We start from the raw sequence: 16,406 nt of genomic DNA, 5'->3' as shown, positions 1-16,406 counted from the left end.
AATCATGGATTGTTACTGAGCATATCGGGCAAAACCATAAACAGGCACTTTGTGTCAGTTTTGGTGTTGCCTTTTTTTACTACTCCAAGCGGCTTAAGGTGATGGAATGAAGATAGCAAAGGTGCTGAATAATAACGTCGTAACGGTCATTGATGAACAGCAGAAAGAATTAGTCATTATGGGAAGAGGAATTGCTTTTAAAAAAAACACAGGCGATGAGATTGAAGAGGGGAAAGTCGAGAAAATTTTCAAGCTTGAAAGTACCGAGGTTTCCCGTAAATTGATGACCCTGATGTCTGATATCCCTATTGAGTATGTTGAAATTTCTGATGAAATCATCCAATATGCTAAAACGATACTTGGTGTAGAGTTGCATGACAGCATCTATATTTCGCTGACAGATCATATCCATTTTGCCATAGAGCGTTATCGTTTGGGTATGGACATCAAGAATGCACTTTACTGGGAAATCAAACGAATGTACCGTAAGGAATTCGCGATTGGAACCAAAGCATTACACATGATTCAGGACAAGCTGGGGGTTACACTTCCAGATGATGAAGGGGCGTTTATTGCCTTACATTTGGTGAATGCACAGCTTAACAGTGAAATGCGTGAAACGATAACCCTGACTAATATCGTCAAGGATATTATAAACATTGTAAGCCGCTTTTTTGTAATGGAGCTGGATGAAGAGTCGTTAAGCTATTACCGCTTTATTACACATCTCAAATTTTTTGCCCAACGGGTTATGAATGGAACTCCTGTACAAAATACAGATAATTCCCTTCATGATATGGTTAAGGTACAATATAAGGACGCTTATGCTTGTGCGGAAAAAATAAGAGATTATACGACTAAGATCTATGGTCGAAGCTTGTCCCAGGATGAGATGCTGTATCTCACCATTCATATCGAACGCATCATTAAAAATCAATGATTTTATAGATGATCAGGGATTTAGGATTGCTACTTCTAAACCAGAAGGCAAAACCTGAATGCTGAAAGAAGATTGGCTTTTATAAAGCTGTCTGCTTTCTGTATTCAGGTTTTTTTTATTCCTAATTTTCACACTTTATACCTTAAAAAGAAAAGAGGAACACCTCATGGATCGAAATCAATTATCCAAAGAGATACTTACATTGGTCGGTGGAGAAGAAAATGTAGAGCAGGTCATTCACTGTATGACGCGCTTGCGTTTCAATCTTCATGATGATAAGAAAGCTCAAAAAGAGCAGTTGCAAAAAACGGATGGTGTCATGGGAGTCATGGAGAGTGGCGGCCAGTTTCAGGTGATTATCGGTAATGATGTAGCTAATGTATATAAATCGTTGGTGAGCAACATGTCCAAGGCACCGCAAAGTGAAACAGGCGCAAGCACTGCATCCAAGAAAAAACAAAACCCGATCAGCCAACTGTTCGACTTTATTGCGGGTATGTTTACACCTATTTTGCCAGCGATCACCGGTGCAGGTATGATCAAAGGGATCATTGCCCTATTGGTAGCTATGCACTGGATGTCTGACAAGAGTCAAACCTATACGATTTTAGCGGCAATAGGTGATGGTGCGTTCTACTTCCTGCCTATTATTCTGGCTGTCAGTGCTGCTAGAAAACTCGGCAGTAATATGTTTATTGGTGCGGCGATTGGTGCTTCTATTTTACATCCAGACATTACAGCATTACTGGCTTCGAATGTGAAAGTTAGCTTTATTGGCCTTCCGGTGACAGCGGCCACGTATTCTTCGACCGTTATTCCAATTGTTATCGCGATCTGGCTGGCGTCCTATGTTGAAAAATTCATTGATAAGTATACTCATGCATCATTGAAGTTGCTTGTTGTCCCAACACTGACTTTATTGATTATTGTACCTTTGACTTTGGTTGCTGTAGGGCCGCTCGGCTCTATTATTGGTAACGGCCTGTCTGGTGGTATCTCTTGGTTGTTTGAAAATACAGGTGCGCTTGCAGGTCTGCTGCTCGGCGGTACCTTCTCCCTGATCATTATGACTGGTATGCACTACGCGTTGGTTCCGATTATGATCGGATCGATTGCAACGCTGGGTTATGACTACATGATTCCAATTATGGGAGCAGCTAACTTGGCTCAGGCTGGTGCTACACTCGGCGTATTCTTGAAATCCAAAAATGCCAAAGTCAAAACAGTGGCCTTCTCCACGAGCTTGACAGCTATTATGGGTGTAACCGAGCCTGCAATGTATGGGGTTAATATGCGGTTTAAAAAACCGTTTACGGCAGCATTGATCGGCGGAGCTGTCGGCGGGGGCTTCATGAGTTTGTTTGGCACAAAAGCGTACGTCGTTGGGGGACTCGTTGGTTTACCTGGTCTGGCTATGTTTATTGGACCGACTTTCTTGTATGCAATTCTTGGTCTCATTATTGCATTTGTGGTTGCTACGATTGTTACCTATGTGATCGGTTTTACAGATGAAAAGAACGAAGAGGCACCACAAGTAGCAGATGCTGCCGGTGGCGTTTCTACTAAGGGAGTAGCACAATCTGCGGTGAGCTCACTTCCGAAAGGTGAGACAATCCCGGTATTCAGCCCAATTATGGGTGAAGTTAAACCGCTCAGTGAAGTTAATGATCCTGCATTTTCTCAAGAAATTATGGGTAGAGGATGGGCTATTGAACCCTCCGAAGGTCGGGTTGTTTCCCCAGTTGACGGCACAGTGTTCTCTATTTCCAAAAGCGGACATGCTGTAGGCTTGGTGAGTGATTCAGGACTTGAAATGCTCATTCACGTAGGGATGGACACTGTTAAACTAAAAGGACTTCATTTTACGCCTCATCTTAAAGCAGGAGATCGCGTGAAGGTAGGCGATCTTATACTGGAGTTTGACCTGGTGGAAATCCGCAAGGCTGGTTACGAAACGATTACGCCTGTTATTGTTACGAATGTAGACCAGTTTAGCGAGTTGGAGCCCGCTGGAAATCAGCATAAAGTGGTTAAGGAACAAGAACTGCTATACACAGTGATCGTCTAACCGTTGAAAAAATCTATGCATAAGCTGAATACAAATCGTTGTGTTCAGAATAACAAACAGCAAGCCTTCATTTTAAGAAGGCTTGCTGTTTGGCGTTTACATAAAGTCTAAAGCTGAAGCATCTTTATTATTTTTATTTCAATAAAACCTACAAAAATAGTTGGCTTTGTGATATAGTAATCTTCGGATTGAAGGGTCGCTTTTTTATAAAACATCTTACGTTTAAGTTTGGAGGAAATGATATATGGATACCTTCTTTATTATTTTGAATGTCATCGTGCTGCTTGCACTGCTCGGCGTATTGGTCTGGATGCAGAAAAAGCGCATCTCTTTTACAAAAAGAGTATTTACCGGACTCGGCTTCGGACTGATCTACGGGGCTATTCTTCAGTACGCTTATGGGGCCGGCTCAGAGGTCATTACCAAATCGGTCGATTGGTTCAACCTTGCAGGTAATGGTTATGTCCGTTTGCTGCAAATGGTCGTGATTCCACTGATCATGGTGTCGATTATTTCGGCTATTATGAATTTGAAGGGAAGACAGAACCTTGGCAAAATAAGCGTGTCCATTATTGCAGTACTGCTGATTACAACGGCGATTGCTGCTTCTGTAAGCATTGTAACCAGCCTGTCTTTTGATCTAAAAGCAATCGAGATTCAAAGTGGTGAAAAGGAGCAAGCGCAAGGCCTGAAGATGGAAGAACGACTGGGAACAGTCCAGGATATGACTATTCCGCAGCAGGTGCTGGAATTTATTCCTTCGAATCCTTTTGAAGATATGACAGGGGCACGCCGTACATCGACGTTGGCGGTGGTTATTTTCTCAGCCTTTATCGGGGTGGCAGTACTCGGATTGGATCGTAAAAAACCAGAGCAGGCGCAAACCTTCCGCAAAGTGATCGACGCAGTGTACGCTGTAGTGATGCGGATTGTAACGCTGGTGCTAAGATTGACGCCTTACGGTATTTTAGCACTGATCACGAAAGTTGTAGCTACGACAAATCCGGATGAAATCTTGAAGCTGATCAAGTTTGTACTCGCTTCTTATGTGGCTTTATTGGTCATGTTCGTTATTCATCTTATTTTGCTGGCCTTGTTCGGCTATAATCCAGTGACATATGTGAAAAAGGTATTGCCTACACTGGTTTTTGCTTTTACGTCTCGTTCCAGTGCAGCGACTATTCCATTAAATGTTGAAACACAAACGAAAAAGCTTGGTGTTTCCGACGGCATCGCGAATCTGTCCGCAACCCTGGGAGCAACCATTGGGCAAAACGGCTGTGCGGGTATTTATCCGGCCATGCTGGCGGTCATGATTGCTCCAACAGTGGGCATAGATCCTACAAGCTGGGATTTTATACTCACTCTTATTCTGGTTGTTACGGTCAGCTCGTTCGGCGTGGCAGGTGTAGGCGGGGGTGCTACTTTCGCTTCCCTGATCGTGCTCTCTACCCTGAACCTTCCCGTGGCCTTGGCAGGATTGCTCATTTCGGTTGAACCGTTAATTGATATGGGCCGTACCGCGTTGAATGTTAATGATTCTATTACCGCAGGCCTTATCTCTGGCAAAGTACTCAAGGAGAACGATCAAGACGTGTTCAACAACCATGGCACGGATCTGGATGTAGCGGCACACTCTTAAGTAAAAGATAGACGAATGGTGTACACTGCAGTCTCATATCGCACCTATTGCATATGCAACACGTACAGTGTGTATCTCCATACTCAGAGCCGACCCTAAGGTCGGCTCTTTATTTTGGGCTGATGGCAGTGTAAATTATAGCTGTTCACAAATCCTAATCTATGATACATTAAAATAATGTTTTTCCGGCTTGTTCGGATGAACCGCGGTTCGCAACCATCCCGCGCTATCAAAACTAGGAGGATTTCATGTTTAATCTGTTATGGGGGGCAGCATTTGTCCTCGTCAATTTTATGTTCTTTTTGTTATGTTATCGGTTGTTTGGTAAAAAAGGGCTGTACGCCTGGATTGGCGTTGCTACTGTATTGGCCAACATTCAGGTAACCAAAACCATTGATCTGCTCGGCATTACCACGACATTGGGAAATACAATGTATGTTTCTATGTATATGGCCAGCGACTTACTAAATGAAAAATATGGGCCTAAAGAGGCGCGAAAAGCTGTGTGGTTCGGCTTTTTCACTCTGATTATGACGACGATCACGATGCAGATGGTGCTGTTATTTGAGCCTACTGCAACGGATTTTGCCCAGACACCGATGCAACAGCTCTTCGGATTGTTGCCAAGGCTTGCGCTTGCCAGCTTGACAGCCTATGCGGTCAGTCAATTGCTGGACGTGCGTCTATATGCCTGGATTCGTAAGTTTTTCCCGGAGCGTCATCAGCTCTGGATTCGCGGCAATGGCAGCACGATGATCAGCTCGTTTATAGACACCCTCATTTTCTGTAGTATTGCCTTTTACGGCTATGCGTGGGGGATATGGATCGAATTGCTGTTCACCACTTACATCTTAAAATTTGTACTGACTGCGGCGGGCACACCGATTTTGTACATCGCACGCAATTTCCGTTTGATAGAAGAGGAGGGGCAAACCCTCAAGCCATGATTTGGCTTGGGGTTGCCCCTCTTTTTTATCCCAGCACGGTCAGTTCCTTCGGAAATGAGGTCAGCACTTCAACACCCTCAGAGGTGACCAGAACGTCATCTTCAATCCGCACGCCCCCAAGACCTGGAACGTAGATGCCGGGTTCGATCGTGAACACAAACCCTTCATGAAGCAGATCGTTATTGCCTCCGTGTACAGATGGATATTCATGAACACTCATACCAAGACCATGTCCAACCCGATGGTTAAAAGCAGGGCCATATCCAGCGGCTTCAACAACGGCTCGAGCTGCCTGGTCTACGGATGCGCAGGAAACTCCCGGGCGAATGGCAGCAATTCCGGCTTCGTTTGAGCGGAGAACCGTATTATATATCGTTTCCAGCTCAGTTGATAGCTTGCCAAAGGCAAAAGTGCGTGTAATATCCGAAGCATAACCATCGGAATATACGCCCATATCAAACATGAGTAGATCGCCGTGTTGCAGCTTGCGGGTCCCCGGAACACCATGAGGCAAGGCCGTTTTGGGTCCAGACAACACTGTCGTGTCAAAGGATGGACCATCTGCACCGAGTTTTTTCATCTGGTATTCAATTTCGGCTACCAGCTCGACTTCTGTCACCCCTTCGCGAACATGGGTTAGGCCGTGACGAAGAGCATCTTCCACCAAACGAGCTGCATGTTTCAAACGTTGTACTTCCTCAGGAGTTTTTCTCACGCGCATTTCTTGAAGCACCGGACCCAGGTCCACATATTGAGCAGCGCCAATGGCAGTATGTAGTTGTTCGTAACGGAGGACGGAGACGTGTTCCTTTTCTAGTGCGAATGCTTTCACTCCGGTACCTGTGCGTTGGCGTAACAGATCATATGGATTGTCCGTATCGGTGTGGGTGGATATACGCGTCACCGAAGAAGCAGCTTGAGCGGCTTCTGCATCCAGAGCTGGTACAATCAGTTCTGGTTCTTGGTCACGAAGCAGCACGAGCCCTAGAAAACGCTCATGTGGATCACTGGCAAAGCCTGTCAGGTAGTAAATATGTTTGGGATCGGTCACAAGCAGACCATCCCAAGCTTGTGACTTTAGTTCATCATACAATTTGGCAATTTTCTCATTCATAGAGTCTCAATCCTTTCTGTCCATTTATTCATTATAGCTCTTGTTACACCCTAATTTATATCTTTAAATGGTTTTCTCTCTTGACTGACTTAATGCTTGCAGACGTGCCTGTACGTTGTGATCGTAGTAACCACCATGGTAGCAGAGTACCTTATCAGCATCTAATACAGTCAGCTTATCAAGGCTCTTTAGAGCCAACGGCATATCCGGCGTAGCTGACTCAGCGGGACCGACCAGCTCACCTTCGACTACACGCAGTTCATCTGCTGCCAACAGCAGCTTCTGTGCAGGCACATACAAGCTGATATGTCCGGGCGTGTGACCGGGTGTATGAATAATCTGTATGCCTCCACCATAAGGCAGATGTTCACCGTCCTCAAGAATATGAGCAAAGCGCAAATCTGGCAGGTTGCGAATCATATCCTCTGCTTGTTGCTTGAGTGCAGGCTCCATCAGATTGATGCGTTCCGGCGTCAGCTTTATAAATGGTCGTTCTCCTGTCATATATGGAATGTCATCCTTATGGGCCAGCAGGGCAGTGTTCGGTAGCAAGTCCAGCAGTGCTTGAACATTTCCGATATGGTCAATATCCTGATGCGTTATAATAATTCTTTTCAGACGGCTTATATCCTCACCCACATCTGAAATAGCCTTGCGCAGAGGCTCCAATTGGCCGAGCATGCCCGAGTCTATCAATGTAAGTCCATCCTCGTCCTTGAGCAGTACAGGATGAATGATCGAATTACCAAAAAAAGGTCCCATAGACACTTCCAAAATCAAAATTTGAGTTCCAATATTCATATTAAGCTGCTTCGGATTCCTTTGACTCCGAAGCATACCTCCCGTCTTATGTCGTTAAATCGGTTAATGTAGCGTTGGCTTATGTTCAAGCTCTATTATAAGACCCTTTGGGGTTAATCCGCAAAACAACTCGATATAGCTGTTCGTGCGCTTGTCCTGTACAATAAATAAATCACCACAATAGGGGGGCAGCTACGATAATGAACAAGGACCAATCTTTTTCCATTGAAATTGCATGCAGGGAGGATCTTCCCGATATTGTGGATATTTATAATTCTACGATTGCAGGACGAATGGTCACAGCAGATCTGGAGCCGGTGACAGTAGAGAGCCGTATTCCATGGTTTGAGGCTCATGAGGAAAACCACCGCCCTTTGTGGGTACTAAGACAAAAGGGGACAATTGCTGGATGGGCCAGTCTTCAGTCCTTTTATGGCCGACCAGCTTATAACGGTACAGCAGAAATTAGCATTTATGTCCATGAGGATTTTCGTGGAACTGGAACTGGAAGCCGTTTGGTACAGCACTTGCTAAATGAATGCCCTAGATTGGGAATTACAACGTTGCTGGGTTTTGTATTTGGTCATAATGAGCCGAGTATTGCGCTACTGCGGAAGTTTGGCTTTGAGCAGTGGGGGTATTATCCACGTGTTGCCGTGCTGGACAGCATAGAGCGCGATCTGGCTATATTGGGTAAGCGAGTAGAATAATATTGAGCTACAGAAAAAGGCTGCCTCCAACATCGTCTCATACACTGTCAGTGTAGCGATTTTAGAGGCAGCTTTTTTTACTTTGTTATTTCTCCGTTTTTAACGCTGAGGTTTAAAACGTATGTTGTGAAAGATTTGGTTAAGCACCTCAGAGATTACCAAACCGACTGCTATCGCTCCTGCGATCATCAGTGTGCTCATGGCCAGCTCCAGTGCCTGAGGATAATGTTGTTGTACGAACTGGCGCATGGCATTATAAGCCATTCCTCCTGGCACCAGGGGAATCATGCCTGCCACGCTGAAAATAATCACAGGCATTTTGTACAGTCTAGCAAAACCTTGACTGACGATGCCGATAAGGATCGTGGCTAAAAGGCTGGCGCTCACAGGTCCCATGCTATCCGTGGTTGAATAATAGACAAGCCAGCCCAGCATACCGACAAAACCACATTGCAGCAGCGAGCGTCGGGGGGCATGGAACAGTATGCCGAAAGCAGCGGTGGCAATAAAGCTTGTGAATAATTGTGCAAGCATAAGCTTGAATCTCCTCCAAATTACATATAAGAAATGATAACTGCAACACCAGCTCCAATGGCAAAAGACGTCAAGCAAGCATCTGCACCTTTGGAAAGCCCTGAGACAAGGTGTCCGGACATTAAATCCCGAAGGGCATTTGTAATTAGCAAGCCCGGCACCAATGGCATGACAGAGCCAATGATAATTTTATCCATCATCTGTCCCCCGCCGACGATCACTAACAGAGCCGCCAGCAAGCCGATTAGAAAAGATGCAGAAAATTCTGAGAAAAACTTAACCTTAACGAGCCTATGAAAATATTGTAAGGCTGCAAATCCGATACCGCCGCACAACACAGCTCCGGGGAAATCTCGCCACACTCCACCAAACATGATCATAAAGCAACCGCTGGCCAACGCTGCAGCGATCAGCTGTACACGATTGGAATAGCGGAGGGGACCACGTTCAATTTCCGAAAGCTCTTTTACGGCTGCGCTGGGTGACAAAGTGCCTGCGCTGATTTTACGTGAAATGGAGTTCACCTCGGTCACCTTGTGCAAATCTGTAGTCCGCTCTACGATCCGGATAAGCTTGGCAGGTTCCGAATCATTAATAGCAAAAAAAATTCCAGTGGGTGTTACATAGCTATGGGACTGGGATATGCCATAGGCCGAAGCAATGCGGGACATCGTGTCTTCAACACGATAGGTCTCGGCTCCATTTTGCATCATCAGTTTGCCTGCTAGCAGACAAACCTCAATGATTTCAGGAGTAGGATAGGAATGATTATTCATGCTCGCTCTCTTTCATGCGCCTCAGGTCGTTCGACCCTGTTGTTTTCATTTATTGTAGCACAAAAAGCCGCCTTTTCAGAGGCGGTTAAATTGGGGGAATCTATGGAGTTTATCGAGATTCCATCGTATCCGGAATAACGGTATAGTAGGACTCTTCTAGGTATGTTGCGGCCTCAGACAAGCCCATCAACTTAAGCTGCCCTGTTACAAAAGCACGAAGGGCTGAATGGGTGAACAGATGCCGTGTCTGAGCATCCCGAATAAAGGCCAGTCTGGCTTCACGCGAACCGCTGCGGAACAACTCACGTACAGCTTCACCTTGTTGTTCCCAGAGGAACGGCTCCGTTACGTTCAAGAAGTCGCTCTCAATAGAAGAGCTACGCTTCATAGAAGAAGATGTCTGAATACCCAAGCCATTCAGTGTAGGAGCAACTTCATTTTGCTTACGCTCTGTTCGCAAGCTGTCGATGTAGGCGGCCATATCTTGAATCGGCAGAATGCCAAAGCGCTCCCGAAAGCATTCGCGTACAAATGCGGTACGTTCATCCACAGCTTGCAGAGGACGCTGACCGGCATGTCCAGAATAGTCAGCTCCACTGGCATAGTATCGTTTTAATGAACTGTTTTCTGTATAAACAACGCTTAGAAAATCCTGCAAATGGCGGGCAACCACCCATACCCCCGTCCAATCGACGGGAGAAACGCATACAATCGGAGCCTGTGAAAGGTCCTTTTCAAGGCCAAAATCGGTTAAAAAGCCATAATGTATCCCGTCCACTCCAGCGTGGGCAAAAGGAATAACATCAGGCGGTGTAGCCATATATCGTGGAGCGCGGCCCTGTTCCATAATCAAGCCCAAATCAAAACTCAGAGAATGCCGGTTCGCTTCAAGCTCCTGTTCAAACTCTATAAGTGCCTCAATCAAAGGTGTGGCTGATCCGTAGGCTAGGTTAGAACCGGAATCCATTGTGTATACCTCCCTTATCCAAGTACATCTGTAAAGCGTTCATCCCTAAAAGGTACGTGATTTTACACGAAATGTAAACCTGTATGACGAATTTTTTCAAAAATGTGACCTTTTACCCGTGTGCTGTCAAAATAAAACGCTTTCGTTCAAACCAGGACAAGATACCTATGTTAGCGCAGTAGTGAAGTAAAGTGAGTTTGCGAAAATGCAGTCTTTTCAGTGTATGTTATCACCTGAGAAGGGTGAATGAGAGATACGGGTTGGGAAGGTCAGGGTGCAACGTAATAGGTCAACGGGTATAATATCAGGACAAGGTATAGAGAGTGTCATCCAAAGATTTAACAGAAAGAAGTGGGCATATGAACTTGCAAAAGAAGGCTGTTTTTTTTGATGTAGATGATACGATGTACGATCATTTGCACCCTACACGTGATGCATTGCGTACAGTATTAGGACTAAGTGAGCGTTTTCCATATGAGGAAGTCTACCACCGTATTCGCTATTACAGCGATTTACTATCGGCTAAAGGAGGACTATTGGAGGGGAAAGCAGGGCAGGATGAACTGGATGATATGAGGGAAGGTCGTTTTATTCTGGCTCTACAAGAATTCGGGGTAGCTATTACCCCTGAGCAGGCAGTGCATGTCCAACAAGAATACTTGGATCGACAGTACCGAATTGAGTCTTTTGAGGGGGCTACCTCATTAATCGATGAATTGAGCTCGGCTGGCTATTTGGTCGGTTTGATTACGAATGGTCTTGAAGAACATCAGATGAGCAAAATTAAAGCTATGACACTGGAAAATCATGTTGCGGCAGAGCATATTTTTGTGTCTGGGACTGTTGGTTATGCCAAGCCTGATCCGCGCATTTTCGAAATAGTCAACGAACGGACAGGCACTTTAGCAGAGCATTGCTGCTACATTGGGGATTCCTGGCGTAATGATGTGGCGGGAGCTATAGCTGCAAATTGGCGGGTAATTTGGTTCAATCACAGGAATGCTATTCCGGAATCTGATGTGTCGGGAGCCTATGAAACTGCGGCAAGCTATGCAGGGCTAAGAAAGCTGCTCCTGCCCGACGCACGTTAGACGCGGTACATATTCGTGTCACCCAAAAGAATCCAACCTATTTTGAAGCTATTTCAAAAGCTGGTCCGTAATACTATTTATCTGTTATAGATCTAACTTCATTTGAAATGGGTAGAACAGAGAAGGAGGGATCGCGCATGGTAGAACAATGGAGGCAGGCAGACGACATCATAAGTCAAGTGACCGTATATAGTACGGAGGATAATGACCCAGTTAGCATTAAAACAGCCACCCAAGGCGTCCGCTGTATCGGCATTGGGACAGATGCGGCCGTATTTACGCTCGATACGTTGCCAGGCTACGCGTTTAAGGTGTATTCAGACATGGCGATCGAAAAAAAAGATGCAGAGGCCGATGTATATGAGCGTTTGCAAGGTTCTGATTATTTTCCTCATTATTACGGAAAGGGCGATAAGTATATTGTCATTAGTTACGAATCTGGTATTACGCTGCTGGATTGCCTGCTGCAAGGAATTCCGGTGCCGGAGCAGGTCATTGAGGACGTGGAAAAGGCGAGGGAATTTGTTCGGTCCAGGGGGCTGAATCCTCGTGATATTCATCTCAAGAATGTACTCATGCAAGATGGACGCGCCAAGGTATTAGATGTATCTGAATATGTAAAAGAAGGCGATGACAAGCGTTGGGAGCATCTGGTGTGGGCGTATCATACGTTCTATTCCGGTTTCTCCGAGGTTAAGGTTCCTTCATGGATTTTGGAGACGATCAAAAAATGGTATTACAAGCTGGACAACTCCAGCATCAACCTGGAGGAGTTTGCCCAACGTGCCAGTCAATTGTTTTCTAAATGGAAATCATAACCACTGTGAAGGATACCGAAATACAGCCCTATCCTTCTATACAAAAGGATTGCACCCGCTTTACGGGAGCAATCCTTTTCTTTTATCTGAAATCTCTAGGCACTCTTCTGGCCGTACCGCTCGCAATCGCGGCTTGAATCACCTTTTTACGCACCTGTTGTACGGCGCCCTCGTTAAATACACCCGGGATAATATACAGTTTGTTTAATTCATCGGGACGGATTGTGCTTGCGATAGCTTCTGCGGCTGCCAGCTTCATCTCTTCGTTAATTTCACGTGCGCGACAGTCCAGTGCTGCTCGGAATATGCCGGGGAAGCAAAGTACATTGTTAATCTGGTTAGGATAGTCCGAGCGTCCGGTAGCGATGACCCCTGCAATGTCCTCGACATCCTCTGGGTTAATTTCAGGGACCGGGTTTGCCATGGTGAACAGGACAGGAGCTTCTTTCATGCGCTTCACGTCTTCTCGTTGCAATATTCCGCCTGCCGACAGACCGATAAACACGTCCGCGTCCTTCAGAACCTCAGATAGCGTGCCGGACAGCCGTTCGGGGTTGGTATGCTGCGCATACCAGTTCCACATCGGATGCTCATAGGTTTCATCAGCCGTAAGCGCACCGTTCCGGTCTACACCAATAATGTTCACTGCCCCTGCAGATAGCAAAATTTTGGTACAGGCCACACCGGCAGCCCCGATACCGCAGACGACAATTTTGACGTCAGACAGAGCTTTGCCGACCACCTTGAGCGCATTAATCAGCCCTGCGTACAACACGACAGCTGTGCCATGCTGATCATCATGAAAAACAGGTATGTCCAGCTCGTCACGTAACCGCTGTTCAATTTCAAAGCATCGTGGCGATGAAATATCCTCCAGATTAATACCGCCAAAGGCTGGGGCCAGTTGCTTAATGGCTTTAATGATTTCTTCCGTGTCCTGCGTATCCAGGCAGATCGGGAAGGCATCGACGGACCCAAGCTGCTTGAACAGCATGGCTTTGCCTTCCATTACCGGCATGGCTGCATATGGACCGATGTTGCCGAGTCCGAGGACAGCGCTTCCGTCAGAGACGACAGCGACAGTATTGCGCTTGATCGTTAACCGGAAAGCTTTGTCCTGCTCCTCATGAATGGCCATACATACGCGCGCCACATCAGGAGTATATACCCGGGATAAGTCGTCACGGTTTTGAATCGGAACCTTGGGCTGCATTTCAATCTTGCCCCCGAGATGTAAGAGGAAGGTGCGATCAGAGATGGACAGTACCTTTACACCTTGTGCTTTTTTAATCCGGGTGATCATTCGGTCAATTTCTGCTGGATCAGCAATGGTGACTGTAATATCTCTCACAGTGGCCTTCTCAGAGGTGCGGATGACGTCAATGGCAATGACATCTCCGCCATGTTCGTTTACCAACGTAATCAATTGACCAAACTGGATGTGCTCGGTGGAAATTTCCAGTCGTAAAATAATATTTTTACCGCCAATACCGCCTTGCATACAAATTCCTCCTTTGTCTTTCATAACAAAATGGTGAGATCAATTGATTGCGCTTACAATCGGGAGCAAGTCTAACATCTGGGCTGATAGTTTAAATTAGTGGTTTCTTTCCCTATCATAGTGAACATTCTTCCACTTGTACAGATCAAGCTGAGTAATATCCATGATTTTGTATCCAAAAAGGACGAAAGCCCGGCTGAATTCCAGTCCAAGCAATCGTCCTTTGTACAACGAAATGATCCATTTTTTGTTTACGTCATATTTTTGCCGTAGTAAATTTCATCCATTTCGATTTTGAGTCGTGTTGATATATTCTGTTGTTCTTTTTCACTCAAACTTTCCTTCGTGTAGCCGAACAGATAGTTGTCCAAATCAAATTGTTTTAGCTTGCATTTGGTATGGAAAATATTTTCCTGATACACATTCACGTCGATCATGTCATACTGATTGCGCACTTCGTCGGGAATATAGTTTTGAATCGAAGCAATGTCATGGTCGATAAAAAGCTTATGACCATTCGTATCACGTGTAAAGCCGCGTACCCGGTAATCAATCGTCATAATGTCAGTGTCAAAAGAATGAGTCAGATAGTGAAGTGCCTTGAGCGGAGAGATTTCCCCACAGGTAGAAACATCAATATCTGCACGAAACGTGCTAATCCCCTCGTCTGGATGATATTCAGGGTAGGTGTGAACCGTAATATGGCTTTTATCCAGTTGTATCACGACAGACTCAGGTAGGGGGCCTGGTGACTCTGCATATGATTCATTCGGTACCTCCACAATCGGCCCTTCTGATATAAGCACTGTCACGCTTGCTCCTTGAGGGACATAATCCTGCTGAGCAACATTGAGTACATGGGCGCCGATAATATCGGATACATTTTTTAAAATAGCTGTCAGTCGATCCGAGTTATATTGTTCATCAATATATTCAATATACGCCTCGCGTTCCTCTTTCGTTTTGGTGTAACAAATATCGTACATATTAAAGCTCAATGATTTGGTCAAATTGTTAAATCCGTGCAGGGTAATCCGCTGTTCCGGTGTTATGGTCATAGGCTATTTCCCCTTATAGTCGCAGTATTCATAAGTAATATTCCCAACACGCCTCTTCATATACCGATTCATACAATCCGTTCTGTAACGGACAAAATAAAGACTTGAATATGTATGTCTTACCCGTTTGGCATATTTAAAAACAGGCAGGGTCACTTGAGATCCTCTCGATTTTACATGTATGGGAATTTAACGTTAATATACTTTATTTCTTACTCAGCAATTTTTAAGTAACAGGGCTTATAATGTGGACTATGTATACAGGAAAGGAACGAAATTGACAGTGGATTCGTAATGTAATAGAAAATTTTAGGTTCGTAATTCCTGAATTTAATGTATCTTATCTTCATAATGCCCAAATCTTAACCGAATATGATTATAGACCCTCAAAAATAGTGACTTTGTACATTGCGTAAAATGAGAAAAGCAACTTCAGCTACTGATATGCGTATAATGAAATAAACGTAACAAGCTAAGAATTATGATGTTAAATGAATTTTTGATAGCAAACTCATTTTATAAATCTATCTCATGTTACTGTAAGAAAACGGTGAAAGGAGTATCAAGATGCTGGCTTTGTCCGATCCGGTCTGGACTCTGCTCCAAGGCCCCTACGGTTCTTCTCAATACGTCCCAGAAATGTTAAAACAGCTCCAAGCCGGATATGATGGCGAAATAGCTGACACCTTGTATTGGGAGGAATTATATCACCAAAATACGTTGTATACTTGTACATTTGCGGCTGTACCTTACCTAGTAGACATTGCGCTAAAGAGTTCTGATATAGGAATTCGGGCAGATATATATAACATTTGCGGAATATTTGAAGCGAAGAATAATAATCCCTTACATACCAAAATCCCGTTGGAATTTGCAAGGGATCAAGTGGAAGTGGATTCTAACCTGGCAGAATATATCTACGCGCAATATCGAAGTGCCATCGTTCGCCTTACAGAATTGACGGAAGAAATGGTGCTCTATGCGAAAGAACATGAAGAAGATGTCGGCAAGCGCTATGTTCTTGCTGCGGCTGCCGCCTTTGAGGGGTATCATTGGGTAGCCTATATGCTGCAAACCTATGATACAGGTGACGAATATATGCTGGATTGTCCCCATTGCGGTACCCCGCTCTATATTTGGCCTGATGAACAGGGTGACACTCTGGTTGTCTATGATAAAGACCCTGTCAGTTCAGGCGATCTAATCCCCTATCCGATTCGTCCCCGTTCATTGGACCATAGAGGTGCAAATATACAGTGGCTACACGAATATGCTCAAAAAATAGATGAGAAATTACTTCTTGCCCAGCTACCCTACTTAAACGGTTGGGTAGAATGTCCAGTGTGTAATTCACCCATATATATATGGGATGAATTGATGAAAATGGCTGATGGTGTTCGGAGGTATACCGCTTAACCAACAAAAAAAGGGGGCTGTTT

At 45.0% G+C, this 16,406-nt stretch carries 15 protein-coding genes; 8 read left to right on the top strand and 7 right to left on the bottom strand.

The window, feature by feature from the left end:
- The first annotated feature begins 106 nt into the window (after positions 1-106).
- From licT to KSP24_RS20135, 4 genes are all read left to right on the top strand, one after another.
- Positions 107-940 (top strand): BglG family transcription antiterminator LicT, encoded by an 834-nt coding sequence (licT, locus tag KSP24_RS20150; protein ID WP_216976385.1) that lies wholly within the window; start codon positions 107-109, stop codon positions 938-940.
- Positions 941-1,106: 166 nt separating this feature from the next.
- The gene (locus KSP24_RS20145) at positions 1,107-3,008 is read left to right on the top strand and encodes a beta-glucoside-specific PTS transporter subunit IIABC (RefSeq protein WP_216976383.1); all 1,902 of its coding nucleotides are present in this window, start codon (positions 1,107-1,109) and stop codon (positions 3,006-3,008) included.
- Positions 3,009-3,252: 244 nt separating this feature from the next.
- Positions 3,253-4,650 carry an L-cystine transporter gene (locus KSP24_RS20140; RefSeq protein WP_013370000.1) on the top strand — a complete coding sequence of 466 codons (1,398 nt, stop codon included), beginning with the start codon at positions 3,253-3,255 and terminating at the stop codon, positions 4,648-4,650.
- A gap of 248 nt (positions 4,651-4,898) precedes the next feature.
- The gene (locus KSP24_RS20135; RefSeq protein WP_016820648.1) at positions 4,899-5,597 is read left to right on the top strand and encodes a queuosine precursor transporter; all 699 of its coding nucleotides are present in this window, start codon (positions 4,899-4,901) and stop codon (positions 5,595-5,597) included.
- A gap of 25 nt (positions 5,598-5,622) precedes the next feature.
- On the opposite strand, the gene KSP24_RS20130 is transcribed toward KSP24_RS20135, so the two are convergent.
- Both KSP24_RS20130 and KSP24_RS20125 read right to left on the bottom strand, forming a co-directional pair.
- Entirely contained in the window at positions 5,623-6,711 is a 1,089-nt protein-coding gene (locus KSP24_RS20130) for a M24 family metallopeptidase (protein ID WP_025676308.1), read from the bottom strand.
- A 63-nt stretch (positions 6,712-6,774) separates the two neighbouring features.
- Positions 6,775-7,548: an MBL fold metallo-hydrolase gene (locus KSP24_RS20125; RefSeq protein WP_025676309.1), complete on the bottom strand. Its 774-nt coding sequence runs from the start codon at positions 7,546-7,548 to the stop codon at positions 6,775-6,777.
- Positions 7,549-7,712: 164 nt separating this feature from the next.
- Here KSP24_RS20125 and KSP24_RS20120 point away from each other — a divergent pair, with 164 nt between their 5' ends.
- Positions 7,713-8,222, top strand: a complete 510-nt coding sequence (locus KSP24_RS20120; protein ID WP_216976381.1) for a GNAT family N-acetyltransferase — start codon at positions 7,713-7,715, stop codon at positions 8,220-8,222.
- Positions 8,223-8,321: 99 nt separating this feature from the next.
- Here KSP24_RS20120 and KSP24_RS20115 read toward each other — a convergent pair whose 3' ends face one another.
- The 3 genes from KSP24_RS20115 to KSP24_RS20105 form a co-directional block, all read right to left on the bottom strand.
- Positions 8,322-8,756: a threonine/serine exporter family protein gene (locus KSP24_RS20115; RefSeq protein WP_013370005.1), complete on the bottom strand. Its 435-nt coding sequence runs from the start codon at positions 8,754-8,756 to the stop codon at positions 8,322-8,324.
- Positions 8,757-8,776: 20 nt separating this feature from the next.
- Positions 8,777-9,532 carry a threonine/serine exporter family protein gene (locus KSP24_RS20110; protein ID WP_013370006.1) on the bottom strand — a complete coding sequence of 252 codons (756 nt, stop codon included), beginning with the start codon at positions 9,530-9,532 and terminating at the stop codon, positions 8,777-8,779.
- Positions 9,533-9,641: 109 nt separating this feature from the next.
- The gene (locus KSP24_RS20105; RefSeq protein ID WP_040101834.1) at positions 9,642-10,499 is read right to left on the bottom strand and encodes a hypothetical protein; all 858 of its coding nucleotides are present in this window, start codon (positions 10,497-10,499) and stop codon (positions 9,642-9,644) included.
- A 359-nt stretch (positions 10,500-10,858) separates the two neighbouring features.
- Between KSP24_RS20105 and KSP24_RS20100 the strand changes: the two genes are divergently transcribed.
- Positions 10,859-11,590 (top strand): HAD family hydrolase, encoded by a 732-nt coding sequence (locus KSP24_RS20100; protein ID WP_216976379.1) that lies wholly within the window; start codon positions 10,859-10,861, stop codon positions 11,588-11,590.
- A 137-nt stretch (positions 11,591-11,727) separates the two neighbouring features.
- A complete protein-coding gene (locus tag KSP24_RS20095; protein ID WP_013370010.1) occupies positions 11,728-12,408 on the top strand; it encodes a protein kinase family protein in 681 nt (226 codons plus the stop codon).
- Positions 12,409-12,490: 82 nt separating this feature from the next.
- Here KSP24_RS20095 and KSP24_RS20090 read toward each other — a convergent pair whose 3' ends face one another.
- Together KSP24_RS20090 and speD are read right to left on the bottom strand one after the other, a co-directional pair.
- Positions 12,491-13,909 (bottom strand): NAD-dependent malic enzyme, encoded by a 1,419-nt coding sequence (locus KSP24_RS20090; protein ID WP_058711819.1) that lies wholly within the window; start codon positions 13,907-13,909, stop codon positions 12,491-12,493.
- A gap of 251 nt (positions 13,910-14,160) precedes the next feature.
- Positions 14,161-14,967, bottom strand: coding sequence for an adenosylmethionine decarboxylase (gene speD, locus KSP24_RS20085; protein WP_058711818.1), 807 nt, complete (start codon positions 14,965-14,967; stop codon positions 14,161-14,163).
- 567 nt (positions 14,968-15,534) lie between these two features.
- On the opposite strand from speD, the gene KSP24_RS20080 reads away from it, so the two are divergent.
- Positions 15,535-16,383, top strand: coding sequence for an RING finger protein (locus KSP24_RS20080; RefSeq protein WP_064963957.1), 849 nt, complete (start codon positions 15,535-15,537; stop codon positions 16,381-16,383).
- Positions 16,384-16,406: the final 23 nt, after the last annotated feature.

Source organism: Paenibacillus sp. AK121, assembly GCF_019042715.1.
Lineage (GTDB): Bacteria > Bacillota > Bacilli > Paenibacillales > Paenibacillaceae > Paenibacillus > Paenibacillus polymyxa_C.
The sequence above is the reverse complement of the archived record's forward strand: the minus strand, read 5'-3'. Positions and strand labels throughout refer to the sequence as shown.

What these genes read in the sequence shown, in the direction of transcription:
- KSP24_RS20110 (WP_013370006.1), bottom strand. Translation starts at nt 9,532, where the DNA reads ATGAATAATCATTCCTATCCTACTCCTGAAATCATTGAGGTTTGTCTG.
- KSP24_RS20095 (WP_013370010.1), top strand. Translation starts at nt 11,728, where the DNA reads ATGGTAGAACAATGGAGGCAGGCAGACGACATCATAAGTCAAGTGACC.
- KSP24_RS20100 (WP_216976379.1), top strand. Translation starts at nt 10,859, where the DNA reads ATGAACTTGCAAAAGAAGGCTGTTTTTTTTGATGTAGATGATACGATG.
- KSP24_RS20120 (WP_216976381.1), top strand. Translation starts at nt 7,713, where the DNA reads ATGAACAAGGACCAATCTTTTTCCATTGAAATTGCATGCAGGGAGGAT.
- KSP24_RS20135 (WP_016820648.1), top strand. Translation starts at nt 4,899, where the DNA reads ATGTTTAATCTGTTATGGGGGGCAGCATTTGTCCTCGTCAATTTTATG.
- KSP24_RS20105 (WP_040101834.1), bottom strand. Translation starts at nt 10,499, where the DNA reads ATGGATTCCGGTTCTAACCTAGCCTACGGATCAGCCACACCTTTGATT.
- KSP24_RS20125 (WP_025676309.1), bottom strand. Translation starts at nt 7,548, where the DNA reads ATGCTTCGGAGTCAAAGGAATCCGAAGCAGCTTAATATGAATATTGGA.
- KSP24_RS20115 (WP_013370005.1), bottom strand. Translation starts at nt 8,756, where the DNA reads ATGCTTGCACAATTATTCACAAGCTTTATTGCCACCGCTGCTTTCGGC.
- KSP24_RS20145 (WP_216976383.1), top strand. Translation starts at nt 1,107, where the DNA reads ATGGATCGAAATCAATTATCCAAAGAGATACTTACATTGGTCGGTGGA.
- KSP24_RS20130 (WP_025676308.1), bottom strand. Translation starts at nt 6,711, where the DNA reads ATGAATGAGAAAATTGCCAAATTGTATGATGAACTAAAGTCACAAGCT.
- licT (WP_216976385.1), top strand. Translation starts at nt 107, where the DNA reads ATGAAGATAGCAAAGGTGCTGAATAATAACGTCGTAACGGTCATTGAT.
- KSP24_RS20090 (WP_058711819.1), bottom strand. Translation starts at nt 13,909, where the DNA reads ATGCAAGGCGGTATTGGCGGTAAAAATATTATTTTACGACTGGAAATT.
- KSP24_RS20140 (WP_013370000.1), top strand. Translation starts at nt 3,253, where the DNA reads ATGGATACCTTCTTTATTATTTTGAATGTCATCGTGCTGCTTGCACTG.
- speD (WP_058711818.1), bottom strand. Translation starts at nt 14,967, where the DNA reads ATGACCATAACACCGGAACAGCGGATTACCCTGCACGGATTTAACAAT.
- KSP24_RS20080 (WP_064963957.1), top strand. Translation starts at nt 15,535, where the DNA reads ATGCTGGCTTTGTCCGATCCGGTCTGGACTCTGCTCCAAGGCCCCTAC.